This is a genomic window from Methylobacterium sp. UNC378MF, assembly GCF_900103195.1.
Taxonomy (GTDB): domain Bacteria; phylum Pseudomonadota; class Alphaproteobacteria; order Rhizobiales; family Beijerinckiaceae; genus Methylobacterium.
Genome location: NZ_FMWU01000003.1, coordinates 264,487 through 290,370, shown reverse-complemented (window position 1 = coordinate 290,370; position 25,884 = coordinate 264,487). Strand labels below are relative to the sequence as shown.

The 25,884-nt window shown below is 71.5% G+C and carries 29 protein-coding genes; 11 read left to right on the top strand and 18 right to left on the bottom strand.

Annotated features, from left to right (window positions below):
* Window positions 1-10 precede the first annotated feature (10 nt).
* The 5 genes from BLT59_RS05025 to BLT59_RS05005 all read left to right on the top strand — a co-directional run bounded on the left by BLT59_RS05025 (window position 11) and on the right by BLT59_RS05005 (window position 5,088).
* A complete protein-coding gene (locus BLT59_RS05025; protein ID WP_091777117.1) occupies window positions 11-1,165 on the top strand; it encodes an ABC transporter permease in 1,155 nt (384 codons plus the stop codon).
* Window positions 1,166-1,175: 10 nt separating this feature from the next.
* Window positions 1,176-1,985, top strand: coding sequence for an ABC transporter ATP-binding protein (locus tag BLT59_RS05020; protein ID WP_175543931.1), 810 nt, complete (start codon window positions 1,176-1,178; stop codon window positions 1,983-1,985).
* A 107-nt stretch (window positions 1,986-2,092) separates the two neighbouring features.
* Complete coding sequence (locus tag BLT59_RS05015) at window positions 2,093-3,175, top strand: MlaD family protein (protein ID WP_091777115.1); 1,083 nt, start codon at window positions 2,093-2,095, stop codon at window positions 3,173-3,175.
* 121 nt (window positions 3,176-3,296) lie between these two features.
* A complete protein-coding gene (locus BLT59_RS05010; RefSeq protein ID WP_091777113.1) occupies window positions 3,297-3,875 on the top strand; it encodes an ABC-type transport auxiliary lipoprotein family protein in 579 nt (192 codons plus the stop codon).
* Between the two features lie 244 nt (window positions 3,876-4,119).
* The gene (locus BLT59_RS05005) at window positions 4,120-5,088 is read left to right on the top strand and encodes an AraC-like ligand-binding domain-containing protein (RefSeq protein ID WP_091777111.1); all 969 of its coding nucleotides are present in this window, start codon (window positions 4,120-4,122) and stop codon (window positions 5,086-5,088) included.
* A gap of 12 nt (window positions 5,089-5,100) precedes the next feature.
* On the opposite strand, the gene BLT59_RS05000 is transcribed toward BLT59_RS05005, so the two are convergent.
* The 3 genes from BLT59_RS05000 to thiE form a co-directional block, all read right to left on the bottom strand.
* Complete coding sequence (locus BLT59_RS05000; protein ID WP_091777109.1) at window positions 5,101-5,727, bottom strand: helix-turn-helix domain-containing protein; 627 nt, start codon at window positions 5,725-5,727, stop codon at window positions 5,101-5,103.
* A gap of 124 nt (window positions 5,728-5,851) precedes the next feature.
* Window positions 5,852-6,667, bottom strand: coding sequence for a bifunctional hydroxymethylpyrimidine kinase/phosphomethylpyrimidine kinase (thiD, locus tag BLT59_RS04995; protein WP_091777107.1), 816 nt, complete (start codon window positions 6,665-6,667; stop codon window positions 5,852-5,854).
* Window positions 6,664-7,374, bottom strand: a complete 711-nt coding sequence (gene thiE, locus BLT59_RS04990) for a thiamine phosphate synthase (RefSeq protein ID WP_091777105.1) — start codon at window positions 7,372-7,374, stop codon at window positions 6,664-6,666. The genes thiD and thiE overlap by 4 nt, the downstream gene beginning before the upstream one ends.
* Window positions 7,375-7,566: 192 nt before the next feature.
* Here thiE and BLT59_RS04985 point away from each other — a divergent pair, with 192 nt between their 5' ends.
* Window positions 7,567-8,562, top strand: coding sequence for an NUDIX hydrolase (locus tag BLT59_RS04985; protein ID WP_091777103.1), 996 nt, complete (start codon window positions 7,567-7,569; stop codon window positions 8,560-8,562).
* A 21-nt stretch (window positions 8,563-8,583) separates the two neighbouring features.
* On the opposite strand, the gene BLT59_RS04980 is transcribed toward BLT59_RS04985, so the two are convergent.
* The 6 genes from BLT59_RS04980 to BLT59_RS04955 form a co-directional block, all read right to left on the bottom strand.
* Window positions 8,584-10,140, bottom strand: coding sequence for a serine hydrolase (locus BLT59_RS04980; protein WP_091777100.1), 1,557 nt, complete (start codon window positions 10,138-10,140; stop codon window positions 8,584-8,586).
* A 160-nt stretch (window positions 10,141-10,300) separates the two neighbouring features.
* Window positions 10,301-10,582, bottom strand: coding sequence for a DUF333 domain-containing protein (locus tag BLT59_RS04975; protein ID WP_091777098.1), 282 nt, complete (start codon window positions 10,580-10,582; stop codon window positions 10,301-10,303).
* Window positions 10,583-10,595: 13 nt separating this feature from the next.
* Window positions 10,596-11,414, bottom strand: a complete 819-nt coding sequence (gene panB, locus BLT59_RS04970) for a 3-methyl-2-oxobutanoate hydroxymethyltransferase (protein ID WP_091777096.1) — start codon at window positions 11,412-11,414, stop codon at window positions 10,596-10,598.
* Window positions 11,415-11,628: 214 nt separating this feature from the next.
* Window positions 11,629-12,225: a rhodanese-like domain-containing protein gene (locus BLT59_RS04965; protein ID WP_091777095.1), complete on the bottom strand. Its 597-nt coding sequence runs from the start codon at window positions 12,223-12,225 to the stop codon at window positions 11,629-11,631.
* Between the two features lie 2 nt (window positions 12,226-12,227).
* Window positions 12,228-13,067: a quinoprotein dehydrogenase-associated SoxYZ-like carrier gene (locus tag BLT59_RS04960; RefSeq protein ID WP_091777092.1), complete on the bottom strand. Its 840-nt coding sequence runs from the start codon at window positions 13,065-13,067 to the stop codon at window positions 12,228-12,230.
* A gap of 41 nt (window positions 13,068-13,108) precedes the next feature.
* On the bottom strand, window positions 13,109-14,071 hold the full coding sequence (locus BLT59_RS04955) for a quinoprotein relay system zinc metallohydrolase 2 (RefSeq protein ID WP_091777090.1): 963 nt from the start codon (window positions 14,069-14,071) through the stop codon (window positions 13,109-13,111).
* A 126-nt stretch (window positions 14,072-14,197) separates the two neighbouring features.
* Between BLT59_RS04955 and BLT59_RS04950 the strand changes: the two genes are divergently transcribed.
* Window positions 14,198-14,764, top strand: coding sequence for a TetR/AcrR family transcriptional regulator (locus tag BLT59_RS04950; protein ID WP_091777088.1), 567 nt, complete (start codon window positions 14,198-14,200; stop codon window positions 14,762-14,764).
* Here the strand turns inward: BLT59_RS04950 and queC are convergent.
* The 4 genes from queC to BLT59_RS04930 all read right to left on the bottom strand — a co-directional run bounded on the left by queC (window position 14,751) and on the right by BLT59_RS04930 (window position 17,650).
* Window positions 14,751-15,470, bottom strand: a complete 720-nt coding sequence (queC, locus tag BLT59_RS04945) for a 7-cyano-7-deazaguanine synthase QueC (RefSeq protein ID WP_091777086.1) — start codon at window positions 15,468-15,470, stop codon at window positions 14,751-14,753. The two genes, BLT59_RS04950 and queC, sit on opposite strands and share 14 nt — an antisense overlap.
* Complete coding sequence (gene queD, locus BLT59_RS04940) at window positions 15,460-15,816, bottom strand: 6-carboxytetrahydropterin synthase QueD (RefSeq protein WP_091777084.1); 357 nt, start codon at window positions 15,814-15,816, stop codon at window positions 15,460-15,462. The genes queC and queD overlap by 11 nt, the downstream gene beginning before the upstream one ends.
* A gap of 100 nt (window positions 15,817-15,916) precedes the next feature.
* Window positions 15,917-16,870, bottom strand: coding sequence for a dihydrodipicolinate synthase family protein (locus BLT59_RS04935; RefSeq protein WP_091777082.1), 954 nt, complete (start codon window positions 16,868-16,870; stop codon window positions 15,917-15,919).
* A 102-nt stretch (window positions 16,871-16,972) separates the two neighbouring features.
* Window positions 16,973-17,650: a GntR family transcriptional regulator gene (locus tag BLT59_RS04930; RefSeq protein ID WP_091777080.1), complete on the bottom strand. Its 678-nt coding sequence runs from the start codon at window positions 17,648-17,650 to the stop codon at window positions 16,973-16,975.
* A gap of 121 nt (window positions 17,651-17,771) precedes the next feature.
* Here BLT59_RS04930 and BLT59_RS04925 point away from each other — a divergent pair, with 121 nt between their 5' ends.
* A complete protein-coding gene (locus BLT59_RS04925) occupies window positions 17,772-19,367 on the top strand; it encodes an ABC transporter substrate-binding protein (protein WP_091777078.1) in 1,596 nt (531 codons plus the stop codon).
* 139 nt (window positions 19,368-19,506) lie between these two features.
* Here the strand turns inward: BLT59_RS04925 and cobT are convergent, their stop codons facing one another.
* Window positions 19,507-20,547 (bottom strand): nicotinate-nucleotide--dimethylbenzimidazole phosphoribosyltransferase, encoded by a 1,041-nt coding sequence (cobT, locus tag BLT59_RS04920; protein WP_175543930.1) that lies wholly within the window; start codon window positions 20,545-20,547, stop codon window positions 19,507-19,509.
* A gap of 86 nt (window positions 20,548-20,633) precedes the next feature.
* Here cobT and cobS point away from each other — a divergent pair, with 86 nt between their 5' ends.
* From cobS to BLT59_RS04905, 3 genes are read left to right on the top strand one after another with little or no spacing between them, the layout of a single operon-like run.
* Entirely contained in the window at window positions 20,634-21,467 is an 834-nt protein-coding gene (cobS, locus tag BLT59_RS04915) for an adenosylcobinamide-GDP ribazoletransferase (protein WP_091777076.1), read from the top strand.
* A 52-nt stretch (window positions 21,468-21,519) separates the two neighbouring features.
* Window positions 21,520-21,732: a DUF1289 domain-containing protein gene (locus BLT59_RS04910; RefSeq protein WP_091777074.1), complete on the top strand. Its 213-nt coding sequence runs from the start codon at window positions 21,520-21,522 to the stop codon at window positions 21,730-21,732.
* The gene (locus BLT59_RS04905) at window positions 21,729-22,421 is read left to right on the top strand and encodes a retropepsin-like aspartic protease family protein (RefSeq protein WP_091777072.1); all 693 of its coding nucleotides are present in this window, start codon (window positions 21,729-21,731) and stop codon (window positions 22,419-22,421) included. The genes BLT59_RS04910 and BLT59_RS04905 overlap by 4 nt, the downstream gene beginning before the upstream one ends.
* A gap of 12 nt (window positions 22,422-22,433) precedes the next feature.
* Here the strand turns inward: BLT59_RS04905 and dusA are convergent, their stop codons facing one another.
* From dusA to BLT59_RS04885, 4 genes are all read right to left on the bottom strand, one after another.
* Window positions 22,434-23,441, bottom strand: a complete 1,008-nt coding sequence (gene dusA, locus BLT59_RS04900) for a tRNA dihydrouridine(20/20a) synthase DusA (protein ID WP_091777070.1) — start codon at window positions 23,439-23,441, stop codon at window positions 22,434-22,436.
* A gap of 180 nt (window positions 23,442-23,621) precedes the next feature.
* Window positions 23,622-23,897, bottom strand: a complete 276-nt coding sequence (locus tag BLT59_RS04895) for a hypothetical protein (protein ID WP_175543929.1) — start codon at window positions 23,895-23,897, stop codon at window positions 23,622-23,624.
* A gap of 193 nt (window positions 23,898-24,090) precedes the next feature.
* Complete coding sequence (locus BLT59_RS31695; protein ID WP_244513838.1) at window positions 24,091-24,294, bottom strand: hypothetical protein; 204 nt, start codon at window positions 24,292-24,294, stop codon at window positions 24,091-24,093.
* Window positions 24,295-24,873: 579 nt separating this feature from the next.
* A complete protein-coding gene (locus BLT59_RS04885) occupies window positions 24,874-25,089 on the bottom strand; it encodes a hypothetical protein (protein ID WP_139173955.1) in 216 nt (71 codons plus the stop codon).
* Window positions 25,090-25,884: the final 795 nt, after the last annotated feature.

The following is a 25,884-nucleotide window of genomic DNA, read 5'->3' as shown; positions in this document are numbered from 1 at the left end:
GGAGTTAAGGGTGTTGCTGAGCGAGGGCACTGTTCCCGGCGCCTTGGCCGGCGCCGCGCTGCGGGAGCGGTCGGCCGACGGCCGGCTGGTGCTCGACGGCCGCTGGACCGCCGACCAGGCACCGGCCGTCGAGGCCGCGGCCGCGGGCATCGCGGCGGCCGGCCGCGCCGGGCCGGTGGCGGTCGACCTGTCGGGGATCGCGCGCCTCGATACGCTCGGCGCCTGGGTGCTGGAGCGGACCCGCGCCGAGATCGCGCAGGCGGGCAGCACCCTCACCTATCTCAACGCACGGCCGGAGCACCGCACCCTGCTGAGCGAGGTGCGCCTGCGCGAGCCTGACGCTCCGGCACCGCGGCGGCACGGGCCGGTCATCGGCCTGCTCGACGCCACCGGGCGCCAGACCGTGCAGGGCGGCCACGAATTCGTCACCGCCCTCGCCTTCCTGGGCGAGCTGATCGCCGCCTGCGGCCGCGTCGCCCTGCGGCCCGGCACGTTCCGCGGCAACGCCCTGATCAACCAGATCCAGCAGGTGGCGCTCAACGGCACGCCGATCATCGTGCTGATCTCGTTCCTCGTGGGCGGCATCGTCGCCCAGCAGGGCATCTTCCAGCTCCAGCGCTTCGGCGCCCAGACCTTCGTGGTCAACCTGATCGGCCTCTTGATCCTGCGCGAGATGGGCGTGCTGCTCACCTCGATCATGGTTGCCGGCCGCTCCGGCTCGGCGATCACCGCCGAGATCGGCTCCATGCGCATGCGCGAGGAGGTCGACGCCCTGCGGGTCATGGGCCTCGATCCGGTCGAGATCCTGATCGTGCCCCGGGTGCTCGCCCTGATGATCGGTCTGCCGATGCTGACCCTGATCGGCGACCTCGCGGCGCTCGCCGGCGGCGGCCTCACCGCGATGCTCTACGGCGGCCTGACCCTCGACCAGTTCCTGGTCCGGCTCCAGGCGGCGGTGGGCGTCCACCACGTCATGGTCGGCCTGATCAAGGCGCCGTTCATGGCGCTGACCATCGGGGTGATCGCCACGATCGAGGGCTTCGCGGTCGAGGGCTCCGCGGAATCGCTCGGCCGCCACGTCACTGCGTCGGTGGTGAAATCCATCTTCATGGTCATCGTCCTCGACGGCCTGTTCGCGGTGTTCTTCGCCGCGATCGACTTCTGAGGGCGCCCCGATGAATGCCTCGTCGAACGCCTCGTCGAACGCCTCCGCCCCGATCATCCGCGTGCGCGACCTCGTGGTCGGTTTCCGCGACCGCAACATCCTCAAAGGCCTGAGCCTGGACATCCGCGCCGGCGAGATCCTGGGCTTTGTCGGGCCCTCGGGTCAGGGCAAGTCGGTGCTCACCCGGACGATCCTGGGACTCAACCCCAAGCGCGCCGGGACGATCGAGGTGTTCGGCCGTGACGTCGATGAACTCACCTATGCCGAGCGGCGCCGGATGGAGCAGCGCTGGGGCGTGCTGTTCCAGCAGGGTGCCCTGTTCTCGGCGCTCACCGTCAAGCAGAACATCCAGGTGCCGATGCGCGAGCACCTGAACCTGTCCGAGCGCCTCCTCGACGAGTTCGCCCGGCTCAAGATCGAGATGGTCGGCCTGAAGCCCGACGCCGCCGACAAGCTGCCCTCGGAATTGTCGGGCGGCATGATCAAGCGCGCGGCGCTCGCCCGCTCCCTCGCGCTCGATCCCGAGATCCTGTTCCTCGACGAGCCGACCTCGGGCCTCGACCCGATTGGCGCGGGCGAGTTCGACGACCTCGTCTCGACCCTCAAGGAGACGCTGGGCCTGACCGTCTTCATGGTCACCCACGACCTCGACAGCCTCTACACCGCCTGCGACCGCATCGCGGCGCTCGGCGACGGCCAGATCATCGCGGCCGGCACGATCGACGAGATGCTGGCGAGCGACCATCCCTGGCTGCGCTCCTACTTCCACGGCAAGCGCGCCCGGACCATCGCCACCGGCGGCGCCTCGGCTCATGCCTGATCCGATGCCTGATCGCAGCCCCACCCAGATCCCGCCCTGCTCCCCACCGGGAGCCGGGGCCGCAGGCCCGGGCGGATCTCCGCCGGCCAGAACCGCAGGTTGAGCGCATGGAAACCCGCGCGAATTACGCCCTCATCGGGGCCTTCACCATCGCCGTCATCCTGGCGGGCTTCGGCACCGTGCTGTGGCTCTCCGGCGGCTCGTCGCGGCAGGTCAGCCAGATCGTCCGCATCGTCTTCTCCGGCTCGGTCGGGGGGCTGTCGCGCGGCTCGAGCGTGAACTTCAACGGCATCAAGGTCGGTGAGGTCACCGATATCCGCCTCGCCCCGCAGGATCCCCGCCGGGTGCTCGCCACGATCAAGGTCGATCCCGCGACGCCGCTCCGGGCCGACACCCGCGCCCGCCTCGATTCGGCGATGCTCACCGGCGTCTCGGTGATCTCCCTGTCGGGCGGCAATGCCGACGCGCCGGTGCTGGCCCCGATGGCCAACGGCGAGCCGCCGACGATCTTCGCCGATTCCTCCGACATGCAGGACATGATGGCGCTGGCACGCCAGGTGGCGCAGCGGGCCGACGACATGCTGGCCCGGCTCGACCGGCTCGTCTCCGCCAACGAGGGGGCGATCAACCGGTCGCTCGCCAATGTCGAGACCTTCTCGAAGACGCTGGCGGATGCCGGCCCGAACATCTCCGCGCTGGTCAAGGCGGTGGACGGGGCCAAGCTCGGCCGCGTGATCGACAACGCCGACCGCTTCTCCGCGGCCCTGTCCAAGGCCAGCCCCGACATCGAGGCCGGCCTGCACGATGCCCGCTCCCTCGCCGCCAAGCTCAACGCCTCGGCCGACAAGATCGACGCGGTCCTCAACGGCGCGCAGGGCTTCCTGGGGTCGGCCTCCGGCCAGGAAGGCTCCAGCACCTTCTCGGAGATCCGCGCGGCGGCGATCTCGGTGCGTGACGCCGGCAAGGCGTTCCGGACCATGTCGGAGAACCTCGACAAGCGCACCGCCAGCATCTCGGCCAATTTCGGCCGGCTGAGCGGCACCGGCCGCCGGGAGGTGGAGGCCCTGTCGGGGGACGGCCAGCGGACGCTGAGCACCCTCAACCGCACGGTGCGCAGCCTGGAGCGCGACCCGAGCCAGGTGATCTTCGGCGGCAAGCCATCGTTGCCCGAATACAACGGCGGGCGGTGAAATCGCGTGTGGCCGGGCGCATGTGTCCCGGCGCACGGCACGGATGCCACGGCGGATTAGTTTTAACCGCATAGCTTATACAGCTCCGCCGTTCGCCGGCGGGGTCCTTCAGGTCATGCGTATGGTCCGCTCGTCCCACATCGCCGCCGCCGTGCTGCTCGCCGCCCTCCTGGGCGGCTGCGGCGGCGCGGCGCCCCTCACCTTCGACCTCGCGGCGCTGCCGTCCGCGGGGCGGCCGGTCGCGGCCGGCCGGTCGATCGCGGTCTCGGAGCCGGTGAGCATCCAGCCCTTCGAGGCCGACCGGATCATCGTGCGCGAGAATGGCGGGGCGCTCTCCTTCCTGGGCGGCGGCCAATGGGCCGACCGGCTGCCGCGGCTGATCCAGACGCGGCTCATCCAGAGCCTGGAGAATTCCGGCCGGCTCCGCTCGGTGAGCCGGCCCGGCGATAAGGTCGTGGCCGACTACCAGCTGATCAGCGAGATCCGTGCCTTCGACGTCCAGGCCGGGACCGGCGAGGCGGTGGTCGACCTGTCGCTGAAGCTCGTCGCCGATGGCACCGGCAAGGTGACGGCGGCCCGCATCTTCACGGCCCGGGTGCCGGTGGCCAAGGTCGACGCCGGCAACGGCGCCCGCGCCCTCGACCAGGCGTTGACCACCGTGCTGGCCGACGTGGTGCGGTGGGTGAATAGCGGGCGCTGACGCCCCGAGGCTGGCCGTCGCCGACGCGTCCGCGGGGCCAGGGCGTTCACGATAGAACGTCTCCCCGAATGCCAGCCGTGCGGATCCACTCCGCGGTCCGTCAGGCGCGACGGGCGATGGGACGAGCCCGACGATTCATCGTGAGCGCGCGGGAATTCCTGCCGATCGGTCCGTGTCCCGCGGCGTCGTGCGTGGACGGATCGCGGTTGCAGTTTGCAGCAATCGCGGTCATACGGCTGCCGCGATGCAGACCCTGTTTTCAACCGAAGGTGTATTGGAAAAGGATAGGTTTCGCCTTTGGCGAGACGTCTGCGAAGATCGCTTGGTTCCTATGGCGCAGACTTGTCTCAACGACGAGCCCTTTGACGCGACGATTGAGGGAACCAGTATCGGCGGCCTGGTCTTCACGAAATTCGCCCTGCGCAATCTGCGTGCGGCCACGACACCGCGCACGCTTCGCCATGAAAACCATAAGACCGACCACCTGTTCATGAGCATCGTGCTCTCGGGACACGTGCGCGCAAATCAGTACGATCGATCGAGCACGGATCGGGTCGGCGATTTCTCGATCCGGGATACGAATACGCCCTGGACGATCGAGCACAGCGGCTACAGCGAGGTGCTGGCCATCGGGATCCCGCGGGAGCGGCTGGAGGAGTCCCTGGGATCCGCCCGCCTGTTCGCCGGCGTCACCGTCGGCGGCGATCTCCCGACCGCGACCCTGACCCGGTCCTTTCTGAGCAACCTGCTCAGTCTGGGAGACCGGCTGACGCCGCAGGTGGCCGAGAGTTTGGTCTCGACGGGCCTCGACCTGATCGTCGCCAGCCTCGCGGAGCGGCTCGCGCAGGAGGTGCGGCAGCCCGTCCGGGACAGCGTCGTGATGCAGCGCGCCCAGGCCTATATCGAGGCCAATCTCCACGATCCGAGCCTGGACCCGCCCCGGCTCGCGGCCGCGACCGGCGTGTCCCTGCGGCGGCTGCAGCTGCTGTTCGGCGCGCAGGGGCGGCACATCTCCGACTGGATCTGGCACCGCAGGCTGGAGGCGGCCGCCAAGCGCTTGGCCGATCCGGGCTGCCTCCACATGCCGCTGGGGACCCTGGCGTATGGCTGCGGCTTCATGAGCCAGTCCCATTTCTCCCGGCGGTTCAAGGAGCGCTACGGCCTGGGCCCGCGCGACTACAGACAGCGGGCCCTGTCGCGCGCCGCCGAATGAGCGGCGCGGTCCTCACTCCATCACGGCGGCCTTCATGATCACCACCATGGTGGCCCGGGCCGGACCGTCCGTGCAGCGCACGAGGTGGGGCCGGTCACAGCGGTAGCGCAGGGTCTCGCCGGCCCGCGCCCGCTGCACGATGCCGCCGATCTCGACCTCGAACGCCCCCTCGGTGACCGACAGGGACTCCACCGAACCGCGCTGGTGCGGGTCCGAATCGAGGAGGCCGCCGGGATCGGCCGTGACCTCGTACCATTGCAGCCACTCGATCGTCTTGAGCCAGCCGATGATCGCCAGCCGCACCTTCCCGTCCTCGGAGACGAGGATCGGCGTGTCGGCCCGGGAGGTCTTCTCGATGAACGGCTCCTCGTCGCCGGTAGCCAGAACCCGCTCGATGGACACGTCGAGCGCCTGCGACAGGCGCCAGATCGTCGCGAGCGTCGGGTTGGTCTCGTTGCGCTCGATCTGGCTGATGATTGACTTGGCCACGCCTGATTGCTCGGCCAGTTCCGAGAGCGACAGGTTGTAGGCCTTGCGCAACCGCTGGATGGTCTTGCCGAGCTGGCCGGAGAGGACCTGCGCCCCGGTCAGCAGGTCGCGCCCCCGCGCCCGGTCGGGCCGTTCCGCCTGATCCTGCATCGTTCCCGATCCGCCTGCGCCGTTCCATTATCCGAACGATCGTGCGCTTCTTCAAACGCAATCGCTGCCCGGTTGCAAGGCGGCGGGCGGTATGCGCACCGGAAAGCGCCGGCGCCCGACCGGTCTACGACCAGACGGCGTGGAAATGGTGGACCGGCCCGTGCCCGGTCCCGACCGCCAGGCTGTCCGCCGCCGCGAGGGCGGCCGTGAGGTAATCCTTGGCGTCCGCCACCGCCTCGGGCAGCGCCAGGCCCTGGGCGAGTCCCGCCGCCACCGCGGCCGAGAGCGTGCAGCCGGTGCCGTGGGTGTTGCGCGTGGCGATCCGCGGCGCCGACAGGGTCCGCAGGGCGCCGTCCGCGGTGACGAGGTGGTCGATGCTCTCGCGCCCCGTGCCGTGGCCACCCTTGATCAGCACCGCCCGGGCGCCGAGGGCCAGGAGCCGGCGCGCCTGGGCCACGATCGTCGCCGGGTCCGTCGCGACGGCCTCGCCGAGGAGCACCGCGGCCTCCGGCAGGTTGGGGGTGATCAGGTCGGCCCGCGGCAGCAGCCGCTCGCGGAGCGTCGCCACGGCCGCGTCGGTGATCAGCCGGTCGCCGCTGGTGGCCACCATCACGGGGTCCAGAACGACCGGGATCGACCCGGCGTGGCGCGCCAGGCCTTCGGCGACCGCCGCGATCACCGCGGTTTGGGACAGCATGCCGACCTTCACGGCCTTCACGGCGAGGTCGGAGAACACGCTGTCGATCTGACGGGCGACGAAATCCGCCGGCACGTCGTGGATGCCCTGGACGCCCTTGGTGTTCTGCGCCGTCAGCGCCGTGATCACGCTGGCGCCGTAGACGCCCAGCGCCGAGAAGGTCTTGAGGTCCGCCTGGATGCCGGCGCCGCCGCCGGAATCCGAGCCCGCGATCGTCACCGCGATGGGGGCGGGGGTGCTCATCGGGCGCCCGCCCGCTCGGCCAGGGCGGCGTCGATTCGCGCGCGCAGATCGCGGGCACGCTGCCGCACGGATTCGGCGCCGAACAAGGCGGTGATCACCGCGACGCCGTCCGCCCCCGCGGCGATCACCGCGGCGGCGTTGTCGAGGCCGATTCCCGCGATGGCGCCGAGCGGCAGGCCGGCCCCGCGGGCGAGGCGGGCACGGAAGGCGATGCTGGCGAAGCCGTCCAGGCCCACCGGCGGGTCGGGATTGTCCTTGCTGGTGGTGGCGAACACGCCGCCGATGCAGGCATAGTCGACGGGCAGCCGGTACAGCTCGTCGGCCTGGGCGGGCTTCTTCAGGGTGAGGCCGATGATCGCGCCCTCCCCCAGGAGCCGGCGCGCGTCGGCCGGGTGGAGGTCGCTCTGGCCGAGATGCACCCCGTCCGCGCCCGCCGCGAGGGCGAGGTCGACGCGGTCGTTGACGAGGACCGGGACCCGGCCGCCCACCGCCGCCAGGATCGCCCGGATCCGCGCCAGGGCGGCCCGCGCATCGGCGATGTCCTTCTCGCGGTACTGGAGCAGGGTGCAGCCCCCCGCCACCGCCTCGGCGCCGAGCTCCGCCAGCCGCGCCCCGTCGGCGCCGCAGACGCCGACGTCCAGGAGCCCGTAGAGCCGCAGGTCGACGGCCCGGCTGCCGGTCGCGGGAGAAGTGGCGGTCGCTGGCATCGCTGTCGTCGCTCGATACGCCCCGGCCGGCTCCGTGCCGGCCCTCCCGGGGCCCTGTTTGGGCAGCCCTCGCGGCGTTGGCAAGCGGGCCGGGCCCGCTCCGTCATACGGCGGCGTTGACGCGCGGCGATCCTGTCCCCCTATAGGTGGGACCCGCTACGGCGTATCCCGGGGAGAGGCGGTCGAGGAACGATGAAGGGTGCCGCGACGCAGACGGATGCGCGCGGGGCGCAGGCCCCGCCGGAGCGCTCCTCCGTAGGCCTCGTCGCGGTGATCGTCGCCGCGACCAAGGGGGAGCCGCGCGCCCTGACGATCCGGGTCCCGGACCAGGCGCCCGGCCGCGGCGACGGCCTGCCGGCCGGCCCCCTCGTCCCCGAGCACGCCACGCTGGAGCGGGGCCTGCGCGCCTGGGTCGAGCGGCAGACGCACCAGCGCCTCGGCTACGTGGAGCAGCTCTATACTTTCGGCGACCGCGACCGCTCCGGCACGGCGACCGTGTCGGGGGTGCACTCGCTCTCGGTGGCCTATCTGGCGCTCGTCCGCGAGGAGCGGCCGGCGGGGATCGCCGAGGCCGCTTGGCAGAACTGGTACCGCTACCTGCCCTACGAGGATTTCCGGCAGGGGCGCCCGCGCCAGCTCGATGCCATCGAGGCGCGGCTCGCCGCCTGGGCGTCCGAACCCGAGGATTGCGCCACGCGGACCCGCCGCCTGGACCGCCTCGGCCTGACCTTCGGCATGAACGGCGGCACGTGGAACGAGGAGCGCGTCCTCGAGCGCTACGAGCTGCTGTTCGAGGCCGGGCTGATCCCGGAGGCGCGGGGCAACCCGGGCCCGGCCCTGCCGAACGATCCGACCGGCGTGCCCATGGCGTTCGACCATCGGCGGGTGCTCGCCACCGCGATCGGGCGGCTGCGGGGCAAGATCAAGTACCGCCCGGTGGTGTTCGAGCTGATGCCGCCGGAATTCACCCTGCTGCAGCTGCAGAAGACCGTGGAGGCCCTGTCGGGGACGCAGCTGCACAAGCAGAACTTCCGGCGCCTCGTGGCCCAGCAGGGGCTGGTGGAGGAGACCGAGAGCGTCACCAGCGGCGCCGCCGGCCGGCCGGCGCGGCTGGTGCGCTTCCGCCGGGAGGTGCTGCTGGAGCGCCCGGCCCCGGGCCTGCGGCTGCCGTCGCGGCGCGCGGGGTGACGGCCGCGGTGCTGTCCGGGCTCAATCCTGCCGCGCGAGGGTGCCGAGCCCGCTCGCGTTGAGCGCGTCCACCGTCAGGGCGGCGGCCCGGCCGTCGCTCCCGATGGCGAAGCGGATGGCGGAGGGGCGATCGGGCGCCTCCGCGTCCGGGAAGCTGAGGAAGAGGTCGCGGTCGAAGTGCTGCAGCGGGTACCGGCGCGCGCCGTTGGGCCCGACCGTCAGCGTCAGGGCGCCGTCCGCCTCGGCCACCACGGCCTCGCCGACATAGGCGTTGGCGTAGCGCCCCGCGTAGGCCGACGGCGCCAGGGGCGCGGAGGCCCCGACCGGCTTCGTGCCGTGGGCCGCCTTGTCGGCGGCGATGCCCGGCGCGAACAGGTTCTCGTAGGCCGCGCCCCAGGCCGTCACCCAGTCCCGGCCGACCCGGCCGTCGAAGACGAGGTCGGCGAAGCTGTCGGCAAGCCCTTCCGGCACGCCGGACGGGAAGGCGTTGGTCAGGACGAGGATCCCGAGACCGGCCTCCGGATGGATCGAGACGAGGGTCTGCGCGCCGACGCTGAAGGCGCCCGCGTGGCCCCAGACGAGGCCGTGGCGGCCGTACTCGACGTTCCAGCCAAGGCCGTAGAAGGACGCGGCCCCGGTCACGGGGTTGCGGCCGCGGGCCATGAGCGGGACGTGCGTCTGCGCCAGGGCCGTGGCCGCGACGCGCTGCGCGCCTTCGAAGCGGCCGTTGCCGATCACGAGCCGCAACCAGCGCGCGAGGTCGCGGACAGGGCCGCTGACGCCGCCGGCCGGGGCCTGTGCGTCGGGGTTGCGCTCGACCTTGGCGGCCCAGACACCGCCGGCCCGGACGTGGAGTGTCGCGCGGTCGGCCCGGCCCAGGAACTCCGCGTGGGTCGTGCCGGTGGCGGTCATCCCGAGGAGCCGGAACAGCCGGTCCCGGGCCACGGCCTCCCAGGGCTGGCCGGTCGGCTTCGCGGCGGCGACCGCGCCCTCGGTGAAGCCGAAATTGCTGTACGCGTAGCCGGCGCGGAAGCTCGAGGCGGGGGGCACGTGGCGGAGCCGGTGCAGGATCGCGTCGCGGCCGAAGCCGATCGACTCCAGATCGTCGCCGGCGATCCCCGGCAGCCCGCTGCGATGGTTGAGGAAGTCGCGCACCGTGACCTGCGCGGTCGGGTAGGCCTCGTGCAGCTGGAAGGCGGGATCGAGATCCGCGACGCGCGAATCCCAGTCGACCACCCCGTCGCCCACCAGGGCCGCCACGATCGTCGCGGTGACGGGCTTGGACAGGGAGGCGATCTGGAAGACTGTGTCGGGGCCGACCGGCTCGGGCTTCCCGGCCTGCCTGAGGCCGTATCCCTTCAGGAGGAGCGTCTCGTCGCCGAGGACGACCGCGACCGCGAGGCCCGGCACGGCGCCCGCGTCGACGGCCCGCTGCGCCAGCGCCTCCAGCGCCGGCAGCTGCGCCTCGACCTGCGCCCGCGTGAGCGACCCGGCGGATCCGGCTCCGGGCCCGACCGCGATCAGGCCAAGGGCGAGGCACAGGCGGACGAGACGCCGGCGCGATCGGGCCCGCTGCATGAGTCGTCGATCCTGCCTGAGAGAGCTCGGGCGACGAGAGTGGCATCGTCAGGCCGGCGAGATCAATCACGACGGCACGGGCCGCGCTTCGAATGCGTGGCCGGCCCGATGAGAGGCGGACGAAGACTGTCCGAGAACCGGACCGGACGCGCCGGCCGGGCTATCGGAACGGGTTGGCGTCGGGTGTCGGCTTCACGCCGTGGAGCATCCGGTACAGCGTCCATTCCTCGACGATCTTCCGGCCCGGAAGGGCGCAGAGCCCGATCTCGCCTCCATCCGTCAGCTTCGCGATGATGGATTGTCCGCCCATCGTCGCGCAGAAGGCCGAGGCCGGGTTTTCCAGCGCGTGCACCGGTCCCGGCCGCGCGATGGCGGCGCCTATCGCGAGCACGACGACAAGCCTCGCGGCGCGCAGGCCCACGGGCACGATCGGACGATCCATGGACTGCCCTGCCCTACCCGTAGGTGTGGTCGTCGGCCGGGAACCGCCCGGCCCGAACCTCGTCCGCGTAGGCCTTCACAGCCTCCTCGATATGGGCCCGCAGGCTGCCGAACTGGCGCACGAATTTCGGGGTGCGCTCGGAAAGGCCGAGCATGTCCTCCAGCACCAGGATCTGCCCGTCGCAGACCGCCGAGGCGCCGATGCCTATCGTGGCGGCAGTAACCTGGGGTGAGGTTGCGATCGCCCGCGCCACCGGCTCGACGATGCCCTCCAGCACGATCGCGAAGGCCCCGGCCTCGGAGATCGCGCGGGCATCCTCCAGGAGGCGGCGCTCGTCGTCGGGGGCCCGGCCCTGCACCTTGAAGCCACCCATCGTGTTCACCGCCTGCGGCGTGAGTCCGATATGGCCCATCACCGGCACGCCGCGCTGGACGAGGAACGCCACCGTCTCGGCGAAATGGGCGCCGCCCTCCATCTTGATCGCCCCGGCGCCGGTCTCCTTCAGAACCCGGGAAGCGCTGAGGAAGGCCTGCTCGCGGCTCGCCTCGTAGGAGCCGAACGGCATGTCGACCACGACCAGCGCCTTCTCGGTGCCGCGGATCACTGCCTGGGCCTGGAGGATCATCATCTCCAGGGTGACGGGAATCGTCGATTCCATCCCGTGCATGACCATGCCGAGGGAATCGCCCACCAGGATGAAGTCGCAATAGGGATCGACGATGCCGGCCGTGTGGGCGTGATAGGCGGTGAGCGCGATGATCTTGCGCCCCTCGGCCTTGCGCTTGCCGATATCGATGGCCCGGAGCCGTCGGGACTGCACGACCTGCGACATGGTTCAGATCCCTTTCGGCTCTTTTCCCTCCCCCTTGTGGGGAGGGGCCGGGGTGGGGGTGGTTCAGGATTAGGGGCCGTGGTGCCTTCTGCACCACCCCCACTTCCAACGCCTCCCCGCAAGGGGGAGGAGAGTGCCCAGTCCGGTGAATTCAGCGGCTTTCAGGCCCTCGCCTCAGAGGGGCTGCTCCTCTTACACCGGCCGACGCCGCGGGTCAGCGCCCCGCCTGCGGCTCGGCGCCCGCACGCCAGTCCGGATCGACCTTCAGGTTTGCGGTCTCGTGCTTCTCCTGCCAGCCCTCGACGCCCTGAGGGAACCAGCGCACGCCGGTATAGCCTTTCAGCACCAGCCGCTTGGCGGCGTTCCAGCTGCCCCAGCACTCCACGTGGCAGAACACCACGACGGGCTTGGCCTTGTCGCCCCCGGTCAGGGCCGCGACGCGAGCATAGAACAACGCCTCGCGCGCCGGTGCCAGGGGCTCGGCGCCGGCCTCCGGCATCCAGACGGCGCCGGGGATCGAGGGATGCACCGGCAGCCAGAGGCGGCCCTCCGGGAAGTTCGATGGCTTGCGGTCCGGGGCCGCCACGTCGAGCAGCACCGGCTTGTCGGGGCCGGCCATCAGGGCGGCGACGGCATCGGCGTCGACCACCGCCGCCCCTCTCAGGGTCGGCGGCGTGTAGCCCTTCGGAGGACCGGCATAGAGCCCCTCCGGCTCGGGCACGTTGACCGGCGAATCCGCCGGCGCGGCGGCGAGGCAGAGGAAGGCGGCGCAGGCCGCCGCGGCCCGGCCGGTCAGGAGGAGGCGCCGCATGCTCAGTTCGTCGGGCTCGGGGGGGTGAAGCTGTGCTGCCAGCGGCCGCCCTGGTTGTCGGAGGCCGCCACCTGGATCGGCTTGCCGTCCGGCTTGAACGCGAAGTTGATCACCGGGTTCGAGGCGATCGAGATGTCGCCCGTCATGGTGAAGACCGTCCGGTCGCCCGCCGAGACGGTGAGCTTGTCGATGTAGCGCGCCGGCGTGTAGTCGCGGGTCACCTGGTTCATCTGCATGCCGGAAAAATTCGGGTGGCGGATCATCAGCGTCGCCTCCACGGGCTTGCCGGCCGCGGTCTCGGCGAACTTCATGCGCATGTCGCCCATGCCCTTCATGGCCTCCTCGTCGCTCATGCCCATCGGGGCCGAGCAGCCGCCGGACGCCTTCACGAACTGCTTGGCCTCGTAGAGCGTGCCGTCCGTCGTCTCCACCACGGCATGCATGTCGGTGTAGTTGTTGACCCGCACCCGCAGCTTCAGCTCCGCCGGGTCGGCCGCCGGGCCGAACTCGAACTTGGCCGCGTAGGGCGCCGGGTTGTCGTCGATGATCAGCGAGACCGCCTTGATCTGCCCGTCATTGGGCATGGTCAGGGTGATCGGCACCAGGGCGGCGTCCAGCGCCCGGGCAGGCGCCTCGATCTTCACGAGGCTGTCGGTCGGGGCGATCTGACGGTCGCCGAAGATCGACTTGGCGATCTCCTGCCAGCGGGCTGCCCGCTCCTGATCCGTGTCGGAGGCGCCGGCCGCCTGCGCCATGCCGGCGAGCGGGCCCGACAGGGCACTCGTCGCCAGGACGAGGCCGAGGGCGAGGGTGGAGACTGATTGTCCGATCCTGTGAGTCATGGCGTGCCTCCCGATTGGCTTGGATATGGGGATCCCGAAACCTATTCCCACTCGAGTTCCTGGTAGGCCACGGTGACGTTGCGGCCGTTATAGGTGTCGAACAGCGCCCACTTGTCCCGCTGGTCCGCGGCGACGCTGGTCACTGCCTTGTCGATGGGAACGTCCTGGGCGATCGCCGCGCGGGTGCCGTCGCGCAGGGCTTTCAGGTAGCCGGAGAGGTCGGCGAGCGCCGGGGCGAGGTCGACCGCGACGGGGCCGTGGCCCGGCACGGCCCGGGCGGGACCCATCGCCTTCAGGCGCTCGATCTCGGCCAGCCAGCCCTTGAGGCTGCCGTCGAGGGACGGGATCCGGTTCACGAACAGCAGGTCGGCGGGGAAGAGCAGGCCGCTGCCGGAATCGATCATCGACAGGTCGGAGGTGGTGTGCGCCGGGCCGTGGGCCGTGAAGGTTAGGCGGCGGTCGCCGAGGTCGATCTCGGCCGTGTCGGCGACGCTCAGGGTCGGGTAGACCACCGGACCGGTGCGGTCCTCGCCCAGCAGATCGATCAGCCGCTTGCGGTAGAACTCGCCCCGCGCCGACAGCGCCTCGGTGAGCTTGGCGTGGCCGATGAAGACCGGCTTGTCCTGGACGAAGGCCCCCGCCCCGAAGACGTGGTCCGGGTGAACGTGGGTCAGCACCACGTGGGTGATCGGCTTGTCCGTACGCTTGACGATCTCGGCGCGCAGCCACTGGCCGTCGGCGAGGCTGCCGCCGGATTCGGTCACCACCACGCCGTTCCTGCCGATGAGGAAGCCGATATTGGCGATGGCGTCGGCGTTCTCGGGCGTGGCGTCGGCGATCAGGCCCTTGCGCACGAACAGGCCCGGCCCGACCTCCTCCATCGTGAAGCTCTCGGCGGCGCGGCCCAGCGTCGGCGCGCAGCACAGGCAGAACCCCGCAAAGAGGGCGTGCCGCCGCGTCAGCCCGGTGGCCAGCGTCCCCGGATGGACGGCGGATGCCGTCATGCCGAAACCTCCCGATCTTGATTGTCTACCATTAAGTAGGTAGATTGCGCCTCGGTCAAGGGGCGGGCCACGGCCGATATCGCAACGGGGCCCATATTCCCGTGAGCTGGAGCGACGATCGCCGCGATGAGGGATACCCGCGCCGAGCTGCTGATGCAGGCCGAGACTCTGGTGCGGGGCCGCGGCTTTGCCGGCTTCAGCTACGCCGACCTCGCCGCGGCGGTGGGCATCCGCAAGGCGAGCATCCACCACCACTTCCCCACCAAGGTCGATCTCGGCGCTGCCCTGGTGGCGGCCTACGCGGCGCGCTACGCCGCCGCCCTGGAGACGATCCGCCTCGACGTGCCGGACGGGCCGGGCCGGGTCGAGGCCTATGGGCGGCTCTATCTCGGCGGCGTCGAGCAGGGGCTCGGCTGCCTGTGCGCGGCGCTGGCCATCGAGGGCGAGGCGCTGCCCGGGCGCCTGCGCCGGGATATCGCGGCTTTTTTCGCCGATCACCTCGCGTGGCTGGAGGCGATTCTGCGCGCGGGGCAGGCCGACGGCACCGTCCGCGGCGGGGCCGATCCGGCGGCCCTCGCCCGCTACGTCGTCGCGACGCTGGAAGGCGCGCTGCTGATGGAACGGCTGTTCGCGAGCCCGGCCGCCTTCCAGGGAACGCTGGCGGTACTGGTCGACGGGCTCAGGCCGCGATGAACCGGGCGTAGCCGTCCGCCCGCAGCCGGCAGGCCGGGCAGGTCCCGCAGCCGTAGCCCCAGGGATGCCGCTTCCCGCGCTCGCCGAGGTAGCAGGTGTGGCTCTCCTCGACGATCAGGTCGACCAGCGCCCGTCCGCCCAGGCTTTCGGCGAGGCCCCAGGTCTGCGCCTTGTCGAGCCACATCAGCGGCGTGTGCAGCACGAAGCGCCGCTCCATGCCGAGATTGAGCGCCACCTGCAGGGCCTTGATCGTGTCGTCCCGGCAATCGGGATAGCCGGAATAGTCGGTCTCGCACATGCCGCCGACCACGTGCCGGAGCCCCCGCCGATAGGCGAGCGCGGCCGCGAAGGTCAGGAACACGAGGTTGCGGCCGGGAACGAAGGTGTTGGGCAGGCCCGACGCCTCGTAACCGATCGCGGCCTCCCGGGTCAGCGCCGTCTCGGAGATCTGTCCCAGAGCGTCGAGCGCGACCGTGTGGTCGTCACCGAGCCGGGATGCCCAGGCCGGGTTGAGGCCCGTCGTGCCCGCCCGCAGGGCCGCGCGGCGGTCGAGCTCGACCCGGTGGCGCTGTCCGTAGTCGAAGCCGAGGGTCTCGACATGGCCGAACCGGTCCAGCGCCCAGGCCAGGCAGGTGGCCGAATCCTGGCCCCCGGAGAACAGAACCAGCGCGGCGCGGTCGCCCGGGATCGCGGCGTCACTCGCCATCGTACTCGGCCCAGGACATCGGGGTCTCGGCGACCCGCACCCGCGCGAGGCCCGGCAGGTCCGGCCGCAGGCGCTGCCAGATCCAGGCCGCGATGTTCTCCGCGGTCGGATTCTCCAGCCCCTCGATCTCGTTGAGGCAATGGTGGTCGAGCCGCGCCAGCAGCGGGCCGAAGATCGACTCGATGTCGTAGAAGTCGATCACCCAGCCGGTCTGGGGATCGACCGGGCCGGCCACCGTCAGCTCGACCCGGTAGGAATGCCCGTGCATCCGGTGGCAGCGGTGGGTCTCGGGCACGTTTGGCAGCCGATGGGCCGCCTCGAAGGTGAAGGCTTGGGTGATCTTCATGGGCGGGATTCGCGGGCTCGGACCGATCTCGCACCCGCCATAGCGCCGACGGGCGGTCCCGCGCAAAGATGGGCTGCCCTGCGGCGGCCGCGGTGGAGGATCAGGCCCCGGCGGCCTCCTCCGACCACTGTGCGTACCATGCCTTGAACAGACGCAGCTGGTTCTCCGCGTAGTGGCGCTGGCCGGCGCTCAGCGCGTCGGAGGCGTTGAAGTGGAGTTCGTATTCCGGGTTTCCTTCCAGCACCATCAGGTACTTGTAGTACAGGACGAGGTCGGTCCCCTCGTCGAAGCTGGACAGGATCGCCAGGGCGGAATCGAGTTCTTCCGCCCGCCGCCGGGCCAGGACGTCGCCGCCCGCCGCCTTCTCGCACAAGGCGACAAGGTGGAGGACCTCCCGCGGCAGGACGTTGCCGATGCCCGTGATGGCACCCCGGGCGCCGCAATTGACGTAGCCGTGCACCACCTGCGTATCCACCCCGACCATCAGGGTGATCTCGGGCGACTGGCCGGTAATGTGCTCGGCCGCGTAGGTGAGCGAGGCCGCGCCCCCGAATTCCTTGAATCCGACGAGGTGTGGGTAGCGGCTGCGCAGGCTGAAGAACAGATCCGCGCGGGTCTCGAAGCCGTAATAGGGGCTGTTGTAGATCACCGACGGCAGGTCGACGGCCGCCTCGAGGATGCCGGAGAAGTGGGCCTCCTGCGCCGCCGCCGAGCTGCCGCGCGACAGCACCCGCGGGATGATCATCAGGCCGTGGGCGCCGGCCGCCTTGGCATGCGCCGCGAGCGCCGCCGCCCGCTTCGGGTTCTGCGCGCCGGTCCCGACGATCACCGGAACGCCGGCTGCCAGCAGCCGCTCGACGCCTTCCATCCGCTCCTCGTCGGTCAGGAGCGGCCAGTCGCCCATCGAGCCGCAATAGACGACCGCCGACATCCCTTCGGCGACGAGGTCCTTCCCCTTCCGCGCGAGGGCGTCGAGATCGGGTGTCCGATCCGGCCGGCAGGGCGTCATCAGGGCCGGGATCGTGCCGGAGAAGATGTGTCGGTCGGAGGCCATCGCCGGCTCGTCTGCTGGGAGGAGGATCGTCCCGGCGGGCCTTGCAGGTCGCGCCGGGCGGCAGCCTCTCCATGGCAGCGACGTGCGATTCTGGCAAGGATTTTATACAATCTTGGCCGATTTCGTCAGCCCTGAGGTCTCGCCGAGGAAGGCCATCAGCGCGGCGGCGACGTGGTCGATATGGTCGGTCAGGAGGGCGCAGGCGGCCGAGACGTGGCCGTTCCGGCACAGCCGAACGATCTCGCGGTGCTCGCGGTCGGCCCGTTCCAACTCGGCGTTGTCCGTTGACAGCTGCAGGCGCGTGTAGCGGTCGCACTCGGCCAGGAGGGAGCCGACGAGGGCGAGGGCCCGGGGGCGCTCGGCCCGGCTGTAGAGGAGGAGGTGCAGATCCGTGTTGAGGGCGCCCCAGCGCGCCGTCGCGCCGTCGCGCAATGCCGCGGCGTAATCCTCCAGCAGAGCGTCGGCCCGCGCGAAATCCTCGGCGGTGAGGCGCGGGGCCGACAGGGATAGGAGCCGGGGCTCCAGGGTGCCCCTGAGTTCGAGGGCCTCGGCCGCGTCCGCCGGCGAGAGCGGCGCCACCATCGCCCCGCGGTGCGGGTGGATTCGCACCAGGCCCTCGGCTTCGAGCTGGAACAGGGCTTCCCGTACCGGGATGCGGCTGGCGCCGAATTCCGCCGCGAGGCCGTCCTGGCGGAGCTGCGACCCGGCCGGGTAGCGCCCGTCAAGGATGCGGCGCCGGATCTCGGACCCGATCGAACCCGCGATGGTCCGGTTCTTCATCGTCGCGCTCCACCGTCGGACCCGGTCGTGGTCGAGGCCCTTGACGGCGAGGCCCCGGTGTTGAAATTGTATAAAATCCAGCGGGCCTCGGGGGCCCTGTATAGCAGAGGGGTTGCCCGCGATGACGCTTCACCGTCGCCAGCTTCTGGCCGGGACCGCCTGCGCGGCCGCCGCCAGCATCGGCCGCCCGTACCTCGCCCGGGCCCAGCCCGGTGGCGGCAGCGTGCTGCGCTTCATCCCCTCGACGCCCCTGCCGTCCCTCGATCCGATCGTCGCCACGAGCTACGTCATCCGCAACCACGGCTATCTGGTCTACGACACGTTGTTCGCCACAGACGAGCATTTCCGGATCCAGCCTCAGATGGTCAGCGACTGGCAGACCGCGCCCGACGGCCTGCGCTGGACCTTCCATCTCCGCGACGGACTCACCTTCCACGACGGCTCCCCCGTCGAGGCCAAGGACTGCATCGCGTCCATCGCGCGCTGGTCCAAGCGGGACGCCTTCGGCCAGACCCTGGCGGGGTTCGTGGAGGCGTACGGCCAGGAGGATGCGCGGACCTTCACCATCACGTTGAAGAAGCCGTTCCCCCTGCTCCCGGCGGCCCTCGGCAAGCTGTCCTCCAACGTGCCCTTCATCATGCCGGAGCGCATCGCCCTGCAGGATGCCTCCAAGCCGATCGCCGACGCCACCGGCTCCGGGCCCTGGCGCTTCGAGGCGCGGGAATGGATCCCCGGCCAGAACGCGATCTACACGCGCCATGCCGGCTACCGGCCCCGCGAGGAGGCACCCTCCTGGGCGGCCGGCGGCAAGGTCGCCAAGGTCGACCGGATCGAGTGGCTGGCCATCACCGAGGCCTCGGCGGCGGTCGGCGCGATGATCCAGGGGGCGGTCGACTGGTACGAGCAGCCGGCGATCGACCTGATCCCGGTCCTCAAGGGCAAGCCGGGGATCGAGATCCGCAACGTGCCGCTCGGGCTGATCCTGCTGATGCGGTTCAACCACACGCAGCCGCCGTTCAACAATCCCGAGATCCGCCGGGCCGTAATGATGGCCATGAAGCAGGACGACTACATGCAGGCGGTGGTCGGCAGCCCGGAATATTACCAGGAGGCCAAGACCTTCTTCACGCCGGGCTCGCCGATGTCGACCGGCGCCGGCGGGGCCGCCGCCATGCAGGCGGATCTCGCCAAGGCCAAGGCGATGCTGTCCAAGGCCGGCTACAAGGGCGAGCGGGTGGTGCTGCTGGCCCCAGCCGACCAGCCGATCGCCTACAACCAGTCGCTGGTGACCCAGGACCTGCTCAAGCAGCTCGGGATGAACGTCGATCTGGTCTCCACCGACTGGGGCAGCTTCATCGCCCGCCGCGGCAATCGCGGGCCGGTCGATGCCGGCGGATGGTCGCTGTTCCACACGCTCTGGTCGGGCGCGGATGTGCTGAACCCGGCGCTCCACCCGCTGATCCGGGCCAACGGTCAGGCCGCGTGGTTCGGCTGGCCCGACGATCCGACGCTGGAATCGCTGCGCGGCGAGTGGATCGCCACGAGCGACGAGGCGCAGCAGAAGGCGCTCGCCGCCCGCATCGAGGAGCGGGCCTTCGAGGTCGTGCCGTACGCCCCGGCAGGCCTCGTGCAGCAGCCGATGGCCGTGAGTTCGAAGCTCAAGGGCATGGTGATGGCGCCCGTGCAGTTCTTCTGGAACATCGAGAAGACCGCCTGAGTCCGGGCGCTCCCGAGGAAGGTTCGTCTTTGCGAGCGCAGCGAAGCAACCCAGGGCAGCGGGCCGCTGATGGGCGTGGCGCCGCTGGATTGCTTCGCTCCGCTCGCAAAGACGCGAGGGCGCAGGTGCCCGCGCGGCTTCAGCCCGCGCCCTTCTCGGACACCCCGGCCTGCGCGAAGGTCGCCATGCCGGTGTGGCAGGCGAGCGCGCCCTTGAGCAGGCCCATCGCCATCCCGGCGCCCGAGGCCTCGCCGAGGCGCATGCCGAGCGCCAGCAGCGGCACCAGCCCGAGCCGCTCCAGAACCTCGGCGTGGACGCCCTCCGCCGAGACGTGGCCGGCCAGGCAATGGTCGAGGGCGCTCGGATCGGCGGCGTGCAGCACGGCGGCCGCGGCGGTCGCCACGTAGCCGTCGATCACCACCGGAATGCGCTGCAGCCGGGCCGCCAGGATTGCCCCCGCCATGGCGGCGATCTCACGGCCGCCCAGGCGCGCCAGGACCTGGAGCGGGTCTCCGAGGTGGCCGGCATGGTGCGCGAGCGCCGCCTCCACGGCGGCGACCTTGCGGGACAGGCCGTCCCCGTCCACGCCCGTGCCGCGCCCGACCCAGTGGGCGGGGTCGCCGCCGAACAAGGCGGCGTAGAGGGCGGCCGCCACCGTGGTGTTGCCGATGCCCATCTCGCCGATGCCGAGGCAGTCGGTGCCGGCGGCCACCGCCTCCATGCCGAACGCCATGGTGGCGACCGTGGCGCGCTCGTCGAGGGCCGGCCCCTCCGTGATGTCGCCGGTGGGCATGTCGAGGGCGAGGTCGAACACCTTGAAGCCGAGCCCGTAGGCGGCGCAGATCTGGTTGATCGCCCCGCCGCCGGCGGCGAAATTGTCGAGCATCTGCCGGTTGACCGCATCGGGGAAGGCCGAGACGCCCCGGCGCGTGACCCCGTGGCTGCCGGCGAAGACGCAGACCAGCGGCCGGTCGAAGCTCGGCGGTGCCTTGCCCTGCCACGCCGCCAGCCAGGACACGAGGCTCTCCAGCCGTCCGAGAGAGCCCGCGGGCTTCGTCAGGGTCGCGTCCCGGGCCGCGACGGCGGCCTGCGCCTCCGTGTCGGGGCCCGGCATCGCCTTCAGCAGGTTGCGGATGTCGTCGAAGGGGCCGGGTTCGGGGGCGGTCATCGGGTCGGTCATGGCGGCGATGATTTCCTGTGGGCGCCCCCGGACGGGGAGATTATACTGGACCGGCGCGCGGTGGCGGGCGGATGCGAGAGACCGCGATGGACAGGCAGACCGGCGGTGAGGCCGACTGGCCCGGGCGCGGCGCCCTCTACGACCTCGCCGGGTGCCTGCGCTTCTACTCCCGCCTGCCGGTGCCGCAACTGCCCGGCGAGCCGGACCCGCACCGGAGCCCCGACTTCACCACCCTGCCGCGGATGCTGCCGCTGGCCGGCCTGATCCTCGCGCTGCCGGCCGCCCTGGTGCTGGTGGCCGCCTGGACCATCCGGCTCGGGCCGTTCCTGGCCGCGACGCTCGCGGTGGCGATCCTGGTGGTGGCCACGGGGGCGCTGCACGAGGACGGGTTCGCCGACGTCGCCGACGGGTTCGGCGGCGGCACCACGCGGGAGCGCCGCCTGGAGATCATGCGCGACAGCCGGATCGGCGCCTATGGGGGCGCGGCGCTGGTCCTGGCGCTGGCCCTGCGGATCGGCGCCCTGGCGACGCTTCTCGACCGGACCGGCTACGCCGCCGCCACCGGTCTGATCCTGTCGGCCGCCCTGTCGCGGATCGCCGCCCTCGCCCCGATGGTGCTGCTGGCGCCGGCGCGGCCGGGCGGCCTCTCCGCCTCGGTCGGCCGCCCGGACCGGGCGAGCCTCGCCACCGCCCTCGGTCTGGGCGCGGTCCTGGCGCTCGGCGCCGTGCCGCTCGGCCTGCCGCCCGGCGGGGTCGCGCTGATGATCCTGTGCGCCGGCCTCGCGACTCTGGGCCTCACCCGGCTGGCGCGCGCCAAGATCGGCGGCCAGACCGGCGACGTCATCGGCGCCTGCCAGCAGGCCGCGGAGATCGCCGCCCTGCTGGCCCTGGTGGCGGCGACGGCGGGCGTGGCGGACTGACAGATCCCGCCGCGTCTTGACCCGGCCACGATCCCCCGGCCAAGGATCACCGATGCCGCCCGCGCCGAAACCCGCCTCGCCCTGCACCAAGGTCTGCGTCCTCGACGCGGCGACCGGCCTGTGCGGCGGCTGCGGGCGGACCCGCGACGAGATCGCCGCCTGGGGCGCGCTGTCGGAGGCGCAGCGCCGCGCCGTGATGGCGGGGCTCGCGGCCCGGATGCGCACCGCCGGCCTCACACTCCTGGAAGCGCCGCTGCCGTCATGATCTATCTCGGCCTCGCGGCCCTCGCCCTGGTTCTCGTCGCCCTGGTCCTCGGCGACGGCAGCGACAGCGTCGGCGGCGTGATCGGGCCCGACCAATTGGCGAACCTCGCCTGGACCGGCACAATCCTGCTCCTGGTGGTGGCCGGGTTCTGGCGGCAATTCACGGCCCGGCCCGGCGCGAACCTGCAGGCACTCCTGGCCTGGGCGCTGATCGGCCTCGCCCTGGTCATCGGCTACAGCTACCGCGACCGGATCCAGGACGTCGGCGCCCGGGTGCTCGGCGATCTCCGGCCGGGGAGCGCGACCTCGAGCGGCGACGGCTCGGTCACCGTCACAAGGCGGGCGGACGGCGATTTCCGGGTCGACGCCGAGGTGAACGGCCGGGTGCAGCCCTTCCTGTTCGACACCGGGGCGAGCAGCGTCGTGCTCACCGCCGAGAACGCTGCGGCCCTGGGGCTCACGCCCGCGCCCGCCGATTTCACCGCCCGCGTCTCCACCGCCAACGGCATCACCTACGCGGCGCCGACCCAGCTCGACTCGCTGAGCGTCGGGACGATCACCGAGCGGCGGGTGAACGCCATGGTGGCCAAGCCGGGCGCATTGTCGGCGAATCTCCTCGGTCAGACCTTCCTGTCGCGGCTCTCCGGCTACGAGGTCCGGGGCGACCGCCTGATCCTGCGCCGGCCCTGACCGGTCTGCCATTCAGGCCGCGCGGGCTTCGGGCGCGGCGCGGGAGACCAGCGCCACCGCCTCCCGCAGGGTCGCAAGATCGGCCTCCGGGCGCATGCCGTGGGTCGAGAGGTGGCGCCGGAAGGCCCGCGCCCCCGGCCGGCCGTTGAACAGCCCGAGCATGTGCCGGGTGACCGCGTGCAGGCGCTCACCCCGGGCGAGGGCTGCGGCGATGTAGGGCTCGAACGCCGCCACCGCCGCGAAGGCGTCGGGGGCCGGGGCCGGCACGCCGAACAGGTCGGGATCGACGCCGAGCAGCAGCGCCGGCTCGGTATAGGCGGCGCGGCCGACCATCACGCCGTCGACCTCGGCGAGCCGCGCCCGCGCGGCGTCCAGATCGCGCAGGCCTCCATTGACCGCGATCGGCAGCCCGGGAAGCCGCTGCTTCAGCCGCGCCGCCCGGCCATAATCGAGGGGCGGCACGTCCCGGTTCTCCTTGGGCGAGAGCCCCTGGAGCCAGGCCTTGCGGGCGTGGACGATCAGCCCGTCAACGCCCGCCGCGACTACGGCGTCGGCCAGGGTGTCGAGCGCCGCCTCGGGATCCTGATCGTCGACGCCGATCCGGCACTTCACCGTCACCGGCACGGCGACCGCCGCCTTCAGGGCCGCCACGCAATCGCCGACGAGGGCCGGCTCGCGCATCAGGCAGGCGCCGAAGCGGCCTTCCTGCACCCGGTCCGAGGGGCAGCCGACATTGAGGTTGACCTCGTCATAGCCGAGATCCGCGGCGATCCGGGCGGCCTGCGCCAGCTCGGCCGGGTCCGAGCCGCCGAGCTGGACCGCCACCGGATGCTCGACCGCCGCGAAGCCGAGCAGTCGCTCGCGCGGCCCGTGCAGCACCGCGCCGGTCGTCACCATCTCGGTGTAGAGCCGCGCGCGGGCCGAGAGGGACCGGTGGAACGCGCGGCAATGCCGGTCCGTCCAGTCCATCATCGGGGCGACGGAAAAGCGCCATCCACTGAGATTTCTGGGTTCTTCCATTCCGGCAATCACTTGCTGTCGCTTTCGTGCTGTACCTCGCCGGGTCTCGGCGTGCCTCATCGGGCGTCGGATTGCTCGTAGTACAGCTTTGCTGTGCCTGCTCGACCCCGTGCTGTACCGCCACGGGGGAGCGCGATGGGGGCCATCGTCGAGCGCGCGGAAGAACGGGACGACGGGGTATCACGCCCAGATCGTCGTCAAAAGAGACGGTAAGATCGATCGCGAAACCCGGACCTTCGACCGGCGCGCGGCGGCCAGGGCCTCGCCGTTGCTCCGTGGCGTCGCCTCTTGCTTCCGCACGATCCGAGCCCGATCCCGAAGCGTGACCTTGTTCGTCGGCCTTTCCAGGCAGGCTGCCTCGAACGCCGCGATCGCCATGGGCAGCGGGTAGACCGTGGCCAGGTGCAGCTCGAGCTCGCCGCCGATCCGGTCCCAGACCTCGATCGTGTAGGGCATGAGCTTGGATCCGGCGCGGAGTGCATCGCTGCCTCGGCAAATGAATGCCCCACAGGTGGGTGCCGGGCTACGGCCGCCGGACGAGCCTGACCGCCGGCTCCAACAGGTAGGGCGAGCCGGATAGGTCCGTTCCGTCACCCGCGCGGCAGGCGATGATGTCGTTGCCCCTGTCGTAGCGGAGCGGACGCGCCGATCACGCCGCCAACAACGGCGTCCACAGGCCTGCTGCGTCTGTTGTTATCGCGCAGATCACCGCATCGTCGACCGACCTGCGCACCTCGACCACGTGTGGCGCGCCCGGGGCCAAGGGAGTCGCCAAGCCGAGGTCGAAGCCGTGGCGGCCGTCGCCTACCCCCAAGGCCGCAATGTCGGCCCGGTACAATGCGGCCACGGTCATCGCCACGATCCGACCGTCAACCACGATGTCCAGGCACACAGTGGCGTCAGGGTCCGCCCTATCCTGCGCCCACCCTGCCACGCGGGTACCATCGCACCGGTCAAGCCACGCCCGCACGGTGCCGAACCCCATCGGCTCGGCCGATGCGCCAGAGCGTCGGATCAGGCGCTTGCACAGCGGCGCGTACCGTCACCGACTTTCGTGAGGCTGCCGGGGGGACCGTTGTTGTCGTGGATCTGGTTGCCGAGGTTCCGAGTTACGCCCGCGGCCGTGCCGGGATCGATTGATAGGGAGCCGGCAACGCCGATCCCACCGCCGAGCGGCAGGCTGTTACTAAAAGGCCCCGCGCGGCGGTGCCGGCGGGGCTGAGTGAATCCCTGTGAGGAATGCCGGGTTGTCGCAAGCTGCGGGCCACCGGCACCAAAAACCGCCGCGGCCGGAGCCGGGCGGTTCACGATGGTCTCGCTGAAGGACTATCGAGGTTCGGTCTCCGCGCAGGGATGCGGCGCGGTTGCAGTCTCTGGACCGAGAGGCATCCCATCCGAAGCCGGGACAGCCTCTCGAACCAGGCGGCCCGGCTCACCGCCCCGCCAGCCCCACCTTCACCAGCACGATCCCGCCGAACGCCACAGCAGCGCCGCCGAGACCGGGCCCCAACCAGTACCGCAGCCGCGCGAAGCTCCGCACGAAGCGCTTGGTCGCGGCGCTGGTCGCGGGCCCGGTGGGCAGCCCGGATCGCGTCGAGCTCGTGGGCGTCGATCCGCCGGGCCTCGCGCCGCCAGAGATCTTCGGCACGCCCATAACTGAGTGTCTCCCGGTCGCCGAGGAAGACGTTCGCGGCCTTTCACGGCCCTGGCCGCGCGGGTGATGGCGGCCTTCACGCTGTCGCCGACCGGCCGCGGCTCGGCGATCTCCTGGAGCAGCAGGGCGGCGCATTCGAGGGTCGTCATGCGGCCATGCCCCCCGCGGGGCTCCCGAGAGCGCGGACGGATTGTCCGAGGTCTCGGGAGAGTTTTCCGACATCTCGGGAACGCTGCGGTGCAGGGTAACGGCACCGGGGCAAGACGGAGGAGATGGCGAACTGGCAGGACGGAGACACCAGCCGGACCGCGGGCTTGCCGGCGGGCGGTCCGGACCGGGAGGCGCGCGAGCCCCGTGGCGGGATGGGCCGGGCGACTCGAGGTGGTCTCACCCACGACGCACCTCCGGAGGCCGAAGGCCCGGCATGGGGACGCCACGGCCAGGGCGGCAGATGTAGACGGTGATCGAGGCACCGGAAGGCCGGCCATGACCCTCATCCTCGACCCCGCCGCCATCGCGGCGGCACCCTTCACCACGGGCTGTCCGCTGCAGATCGGGCCCGAGGGCGCGGCCCGGCTGATCCGGCTCGGCACGCGGGATGGGCCGGAGGCCGTGGTCGCCGTGCTGAGGCTCGATTCCCTCCAGGCGGCTGATTTCGGTACTGTATCCGTACAGCATGGCCGGGCCGCAGCCGCATTTGCAGAGCGCGGAGAGGCACTAGTCCGTCCAGTCCCTCATCGGGGCGACGGAAAAGCGCCATCCCGCCCGTGCACCGCGTTCGTCAGCCGC

Coding starts and splice junctions, on each gene's coding strand:
- BLT59_RS05020 (WP_175543931.1), top strand. CDS start 1,176: ATGAATGCCTCGTCGAACGCCTCGTCGAACGCCTCCGCCCCGATCATC.
- BLT59_RS05015 (WP_091777115.1), top strand. CDS start 2,093: ATGGAAACCCGCGCGAATTACGCCCTCATCGGGGCCTTCACCATCGCC.
- BLT59_RS05010 (WP_091777113.1), top strand. CDS start 3,297: ATGGTCCGCTCGTCCCACATCGCCGCCGCCGTGCTGCTCGCCGCCCTC.
- BLT59_RS05005 (WP_091777111.1), top strand. CDS start 4,120: ATGCAGACCCTGTTTTCAACCGAAGGTGTATTGGAAAAGGATAGGTTT.
- BLT59_RS05000 (WP_091777109.1), bottom strand. CDS start 5,727: ATGCAGGATCAGGCGGAACGGCCCGACCGGGCGCGGGGGCGCGACCTG.
- thiD (WP_091777107.1), bottom strand. CDS start 6,667: ATGAGCACCCCCGCCCCCATCGCGGTGACGATCGCGGGCTCGGATTCC.
- thiE (WP_091777105.1), bottom strand. CDS start 7,374: ATGCCAGCGACCGCCACTTCTCCCGCGACCGGCAGCCGGGCCGTCGAC.
- BLT59_RS04985 (WP_091777103.1), top strand. CDS start 7,567: ATGAAGGGTGCCGCGACGCAGACGGATGCGCGCGGGGCGCAGGCCCCG.
- BLT59_RS04980 (WP_091777100.1), bottom strand. CDS start 10,140: ATGCAGCGGGCCCGATCGCGCCGGCGTCTCGTCCGCCTGTGCCTCGCC.
- BLT59_RS04975 (WP_091777098.1), bottom strand. CDS start 10,582: ATGGATCGTCCGATCGTGCCCGTGGGCCTGCGCGCCGCGAGGCTTGTC.
- panB (WP_091777096.1), bottom strand. CDS start 11,414: ATGTCGCAGGTCGTGCAGTCCCGACGGCTCCGGGCCATCGATATCGGC.
- BLT59_RS04965 (WP_091777095.1), bottom strand. CDS start 12,225: ATGCGGCGCCTCCTCCTGACCGGCCGGGCCGCGGCGGCCTGCGCCGCC.
- BLT59_RS04960 (WP_091777092.1), bottom strand. CDS start 13,067: ATGACTCACAGGATCGGACAATCAGTCTCCACCCTCGCCCTCGGCCTC.
- BLT59_RS04955 (WP_091777090.1), bottom strand. CDS start 14,071: ATGACGGCATCCGCCGTCCATCCGGGGACGCTGGCCACCGGGCTGACG.
- BLT59_RS04950 (WP_091777088.1), top strand. CDS start 14,198: ATGAGGGATACCCGCGCCGAGCTGCTGATGCAGGCCGAGACTCTGGTG.
- queC (WP_091777086.1), bottom strand. CDS start 15,470: ATGGCGAGTGACGCCGCGATCCCGGGCGACCGCGCCGCGCTGGTTCTG.
- queD (WP_091777084.1), bottom strand. CDS start 15,816: ATGAAGATCACCCAAGCCTTCACCTTCGAGGCGGCCCATCGGCTGCCA.
- BLT59_RS04935 (WP_091777082.1), bottom strand. CDS start 16,870: ATGGCCTCCGACCGACACATCTTCTCCGGCACGATCCCGGCCCTGATG.
- BLT59_RS04930 (WP_091777080.1), bottom strand. CDS start 17,650: ATGAAGAACCGGACCATCGCGGGTTCGATCGGGTCCGAGATCCGGCGC.
- BLT59_RS04925 (WP_091777078.1), top strand. CDS start 17,772: ATGACGCTTCACCGTCGCCAGCTTCTGGCCGGGACCGCCTGCGCGGCC.
- cobT (WP_175543930.1), bottom strand. CDS start 20,547: ATGACCGACCCGATGACCGCCCCCGAACCCGGCCCCTTCGACGACATC.
- cobS (WP_091777076.1), top strand. CDS start 20,634: ATGGACAGGCAGACCGGCGGTGAGGCCGACTGGCCCGGGCGCGGCGCC.
- BLT59_RS04910 (WP_091777074.1), top strand. CDS start 21,520: ATGCCGCCCGCGCCGAAACCCGCCTCGCCCTGCACCAAGGTCTGCGTC.
- BLT59_RS04905 (WP_091777072.1), top strand. CDS start 21,729: ATGATCTATCTCGGCCTCGCGGCCCTCGCCCTGGTTCTCGTCGCCCTG.
- dusA (WP_091777070.1), bottom strand. CDS start 23,441: ATGGAAGAACCCAGAAATCTCAGTGGATGGCGCTTTTCCGTCGCCCCG.
- BLT59_RS04895 (WP_175543929.1), bottom strand. CDS start 23,897: ATGCCCTACACGATCGAGGTCTGGGACCGGATCGGCGGCGAGCTCGAG.
- BLT59_RS31695 (WP_244513838.1), bottom strand. CDS start 24,294: ATGACCGTGGCCGCATTGTACCGGGCCGACATTGCGGCCTTGGGGGTA.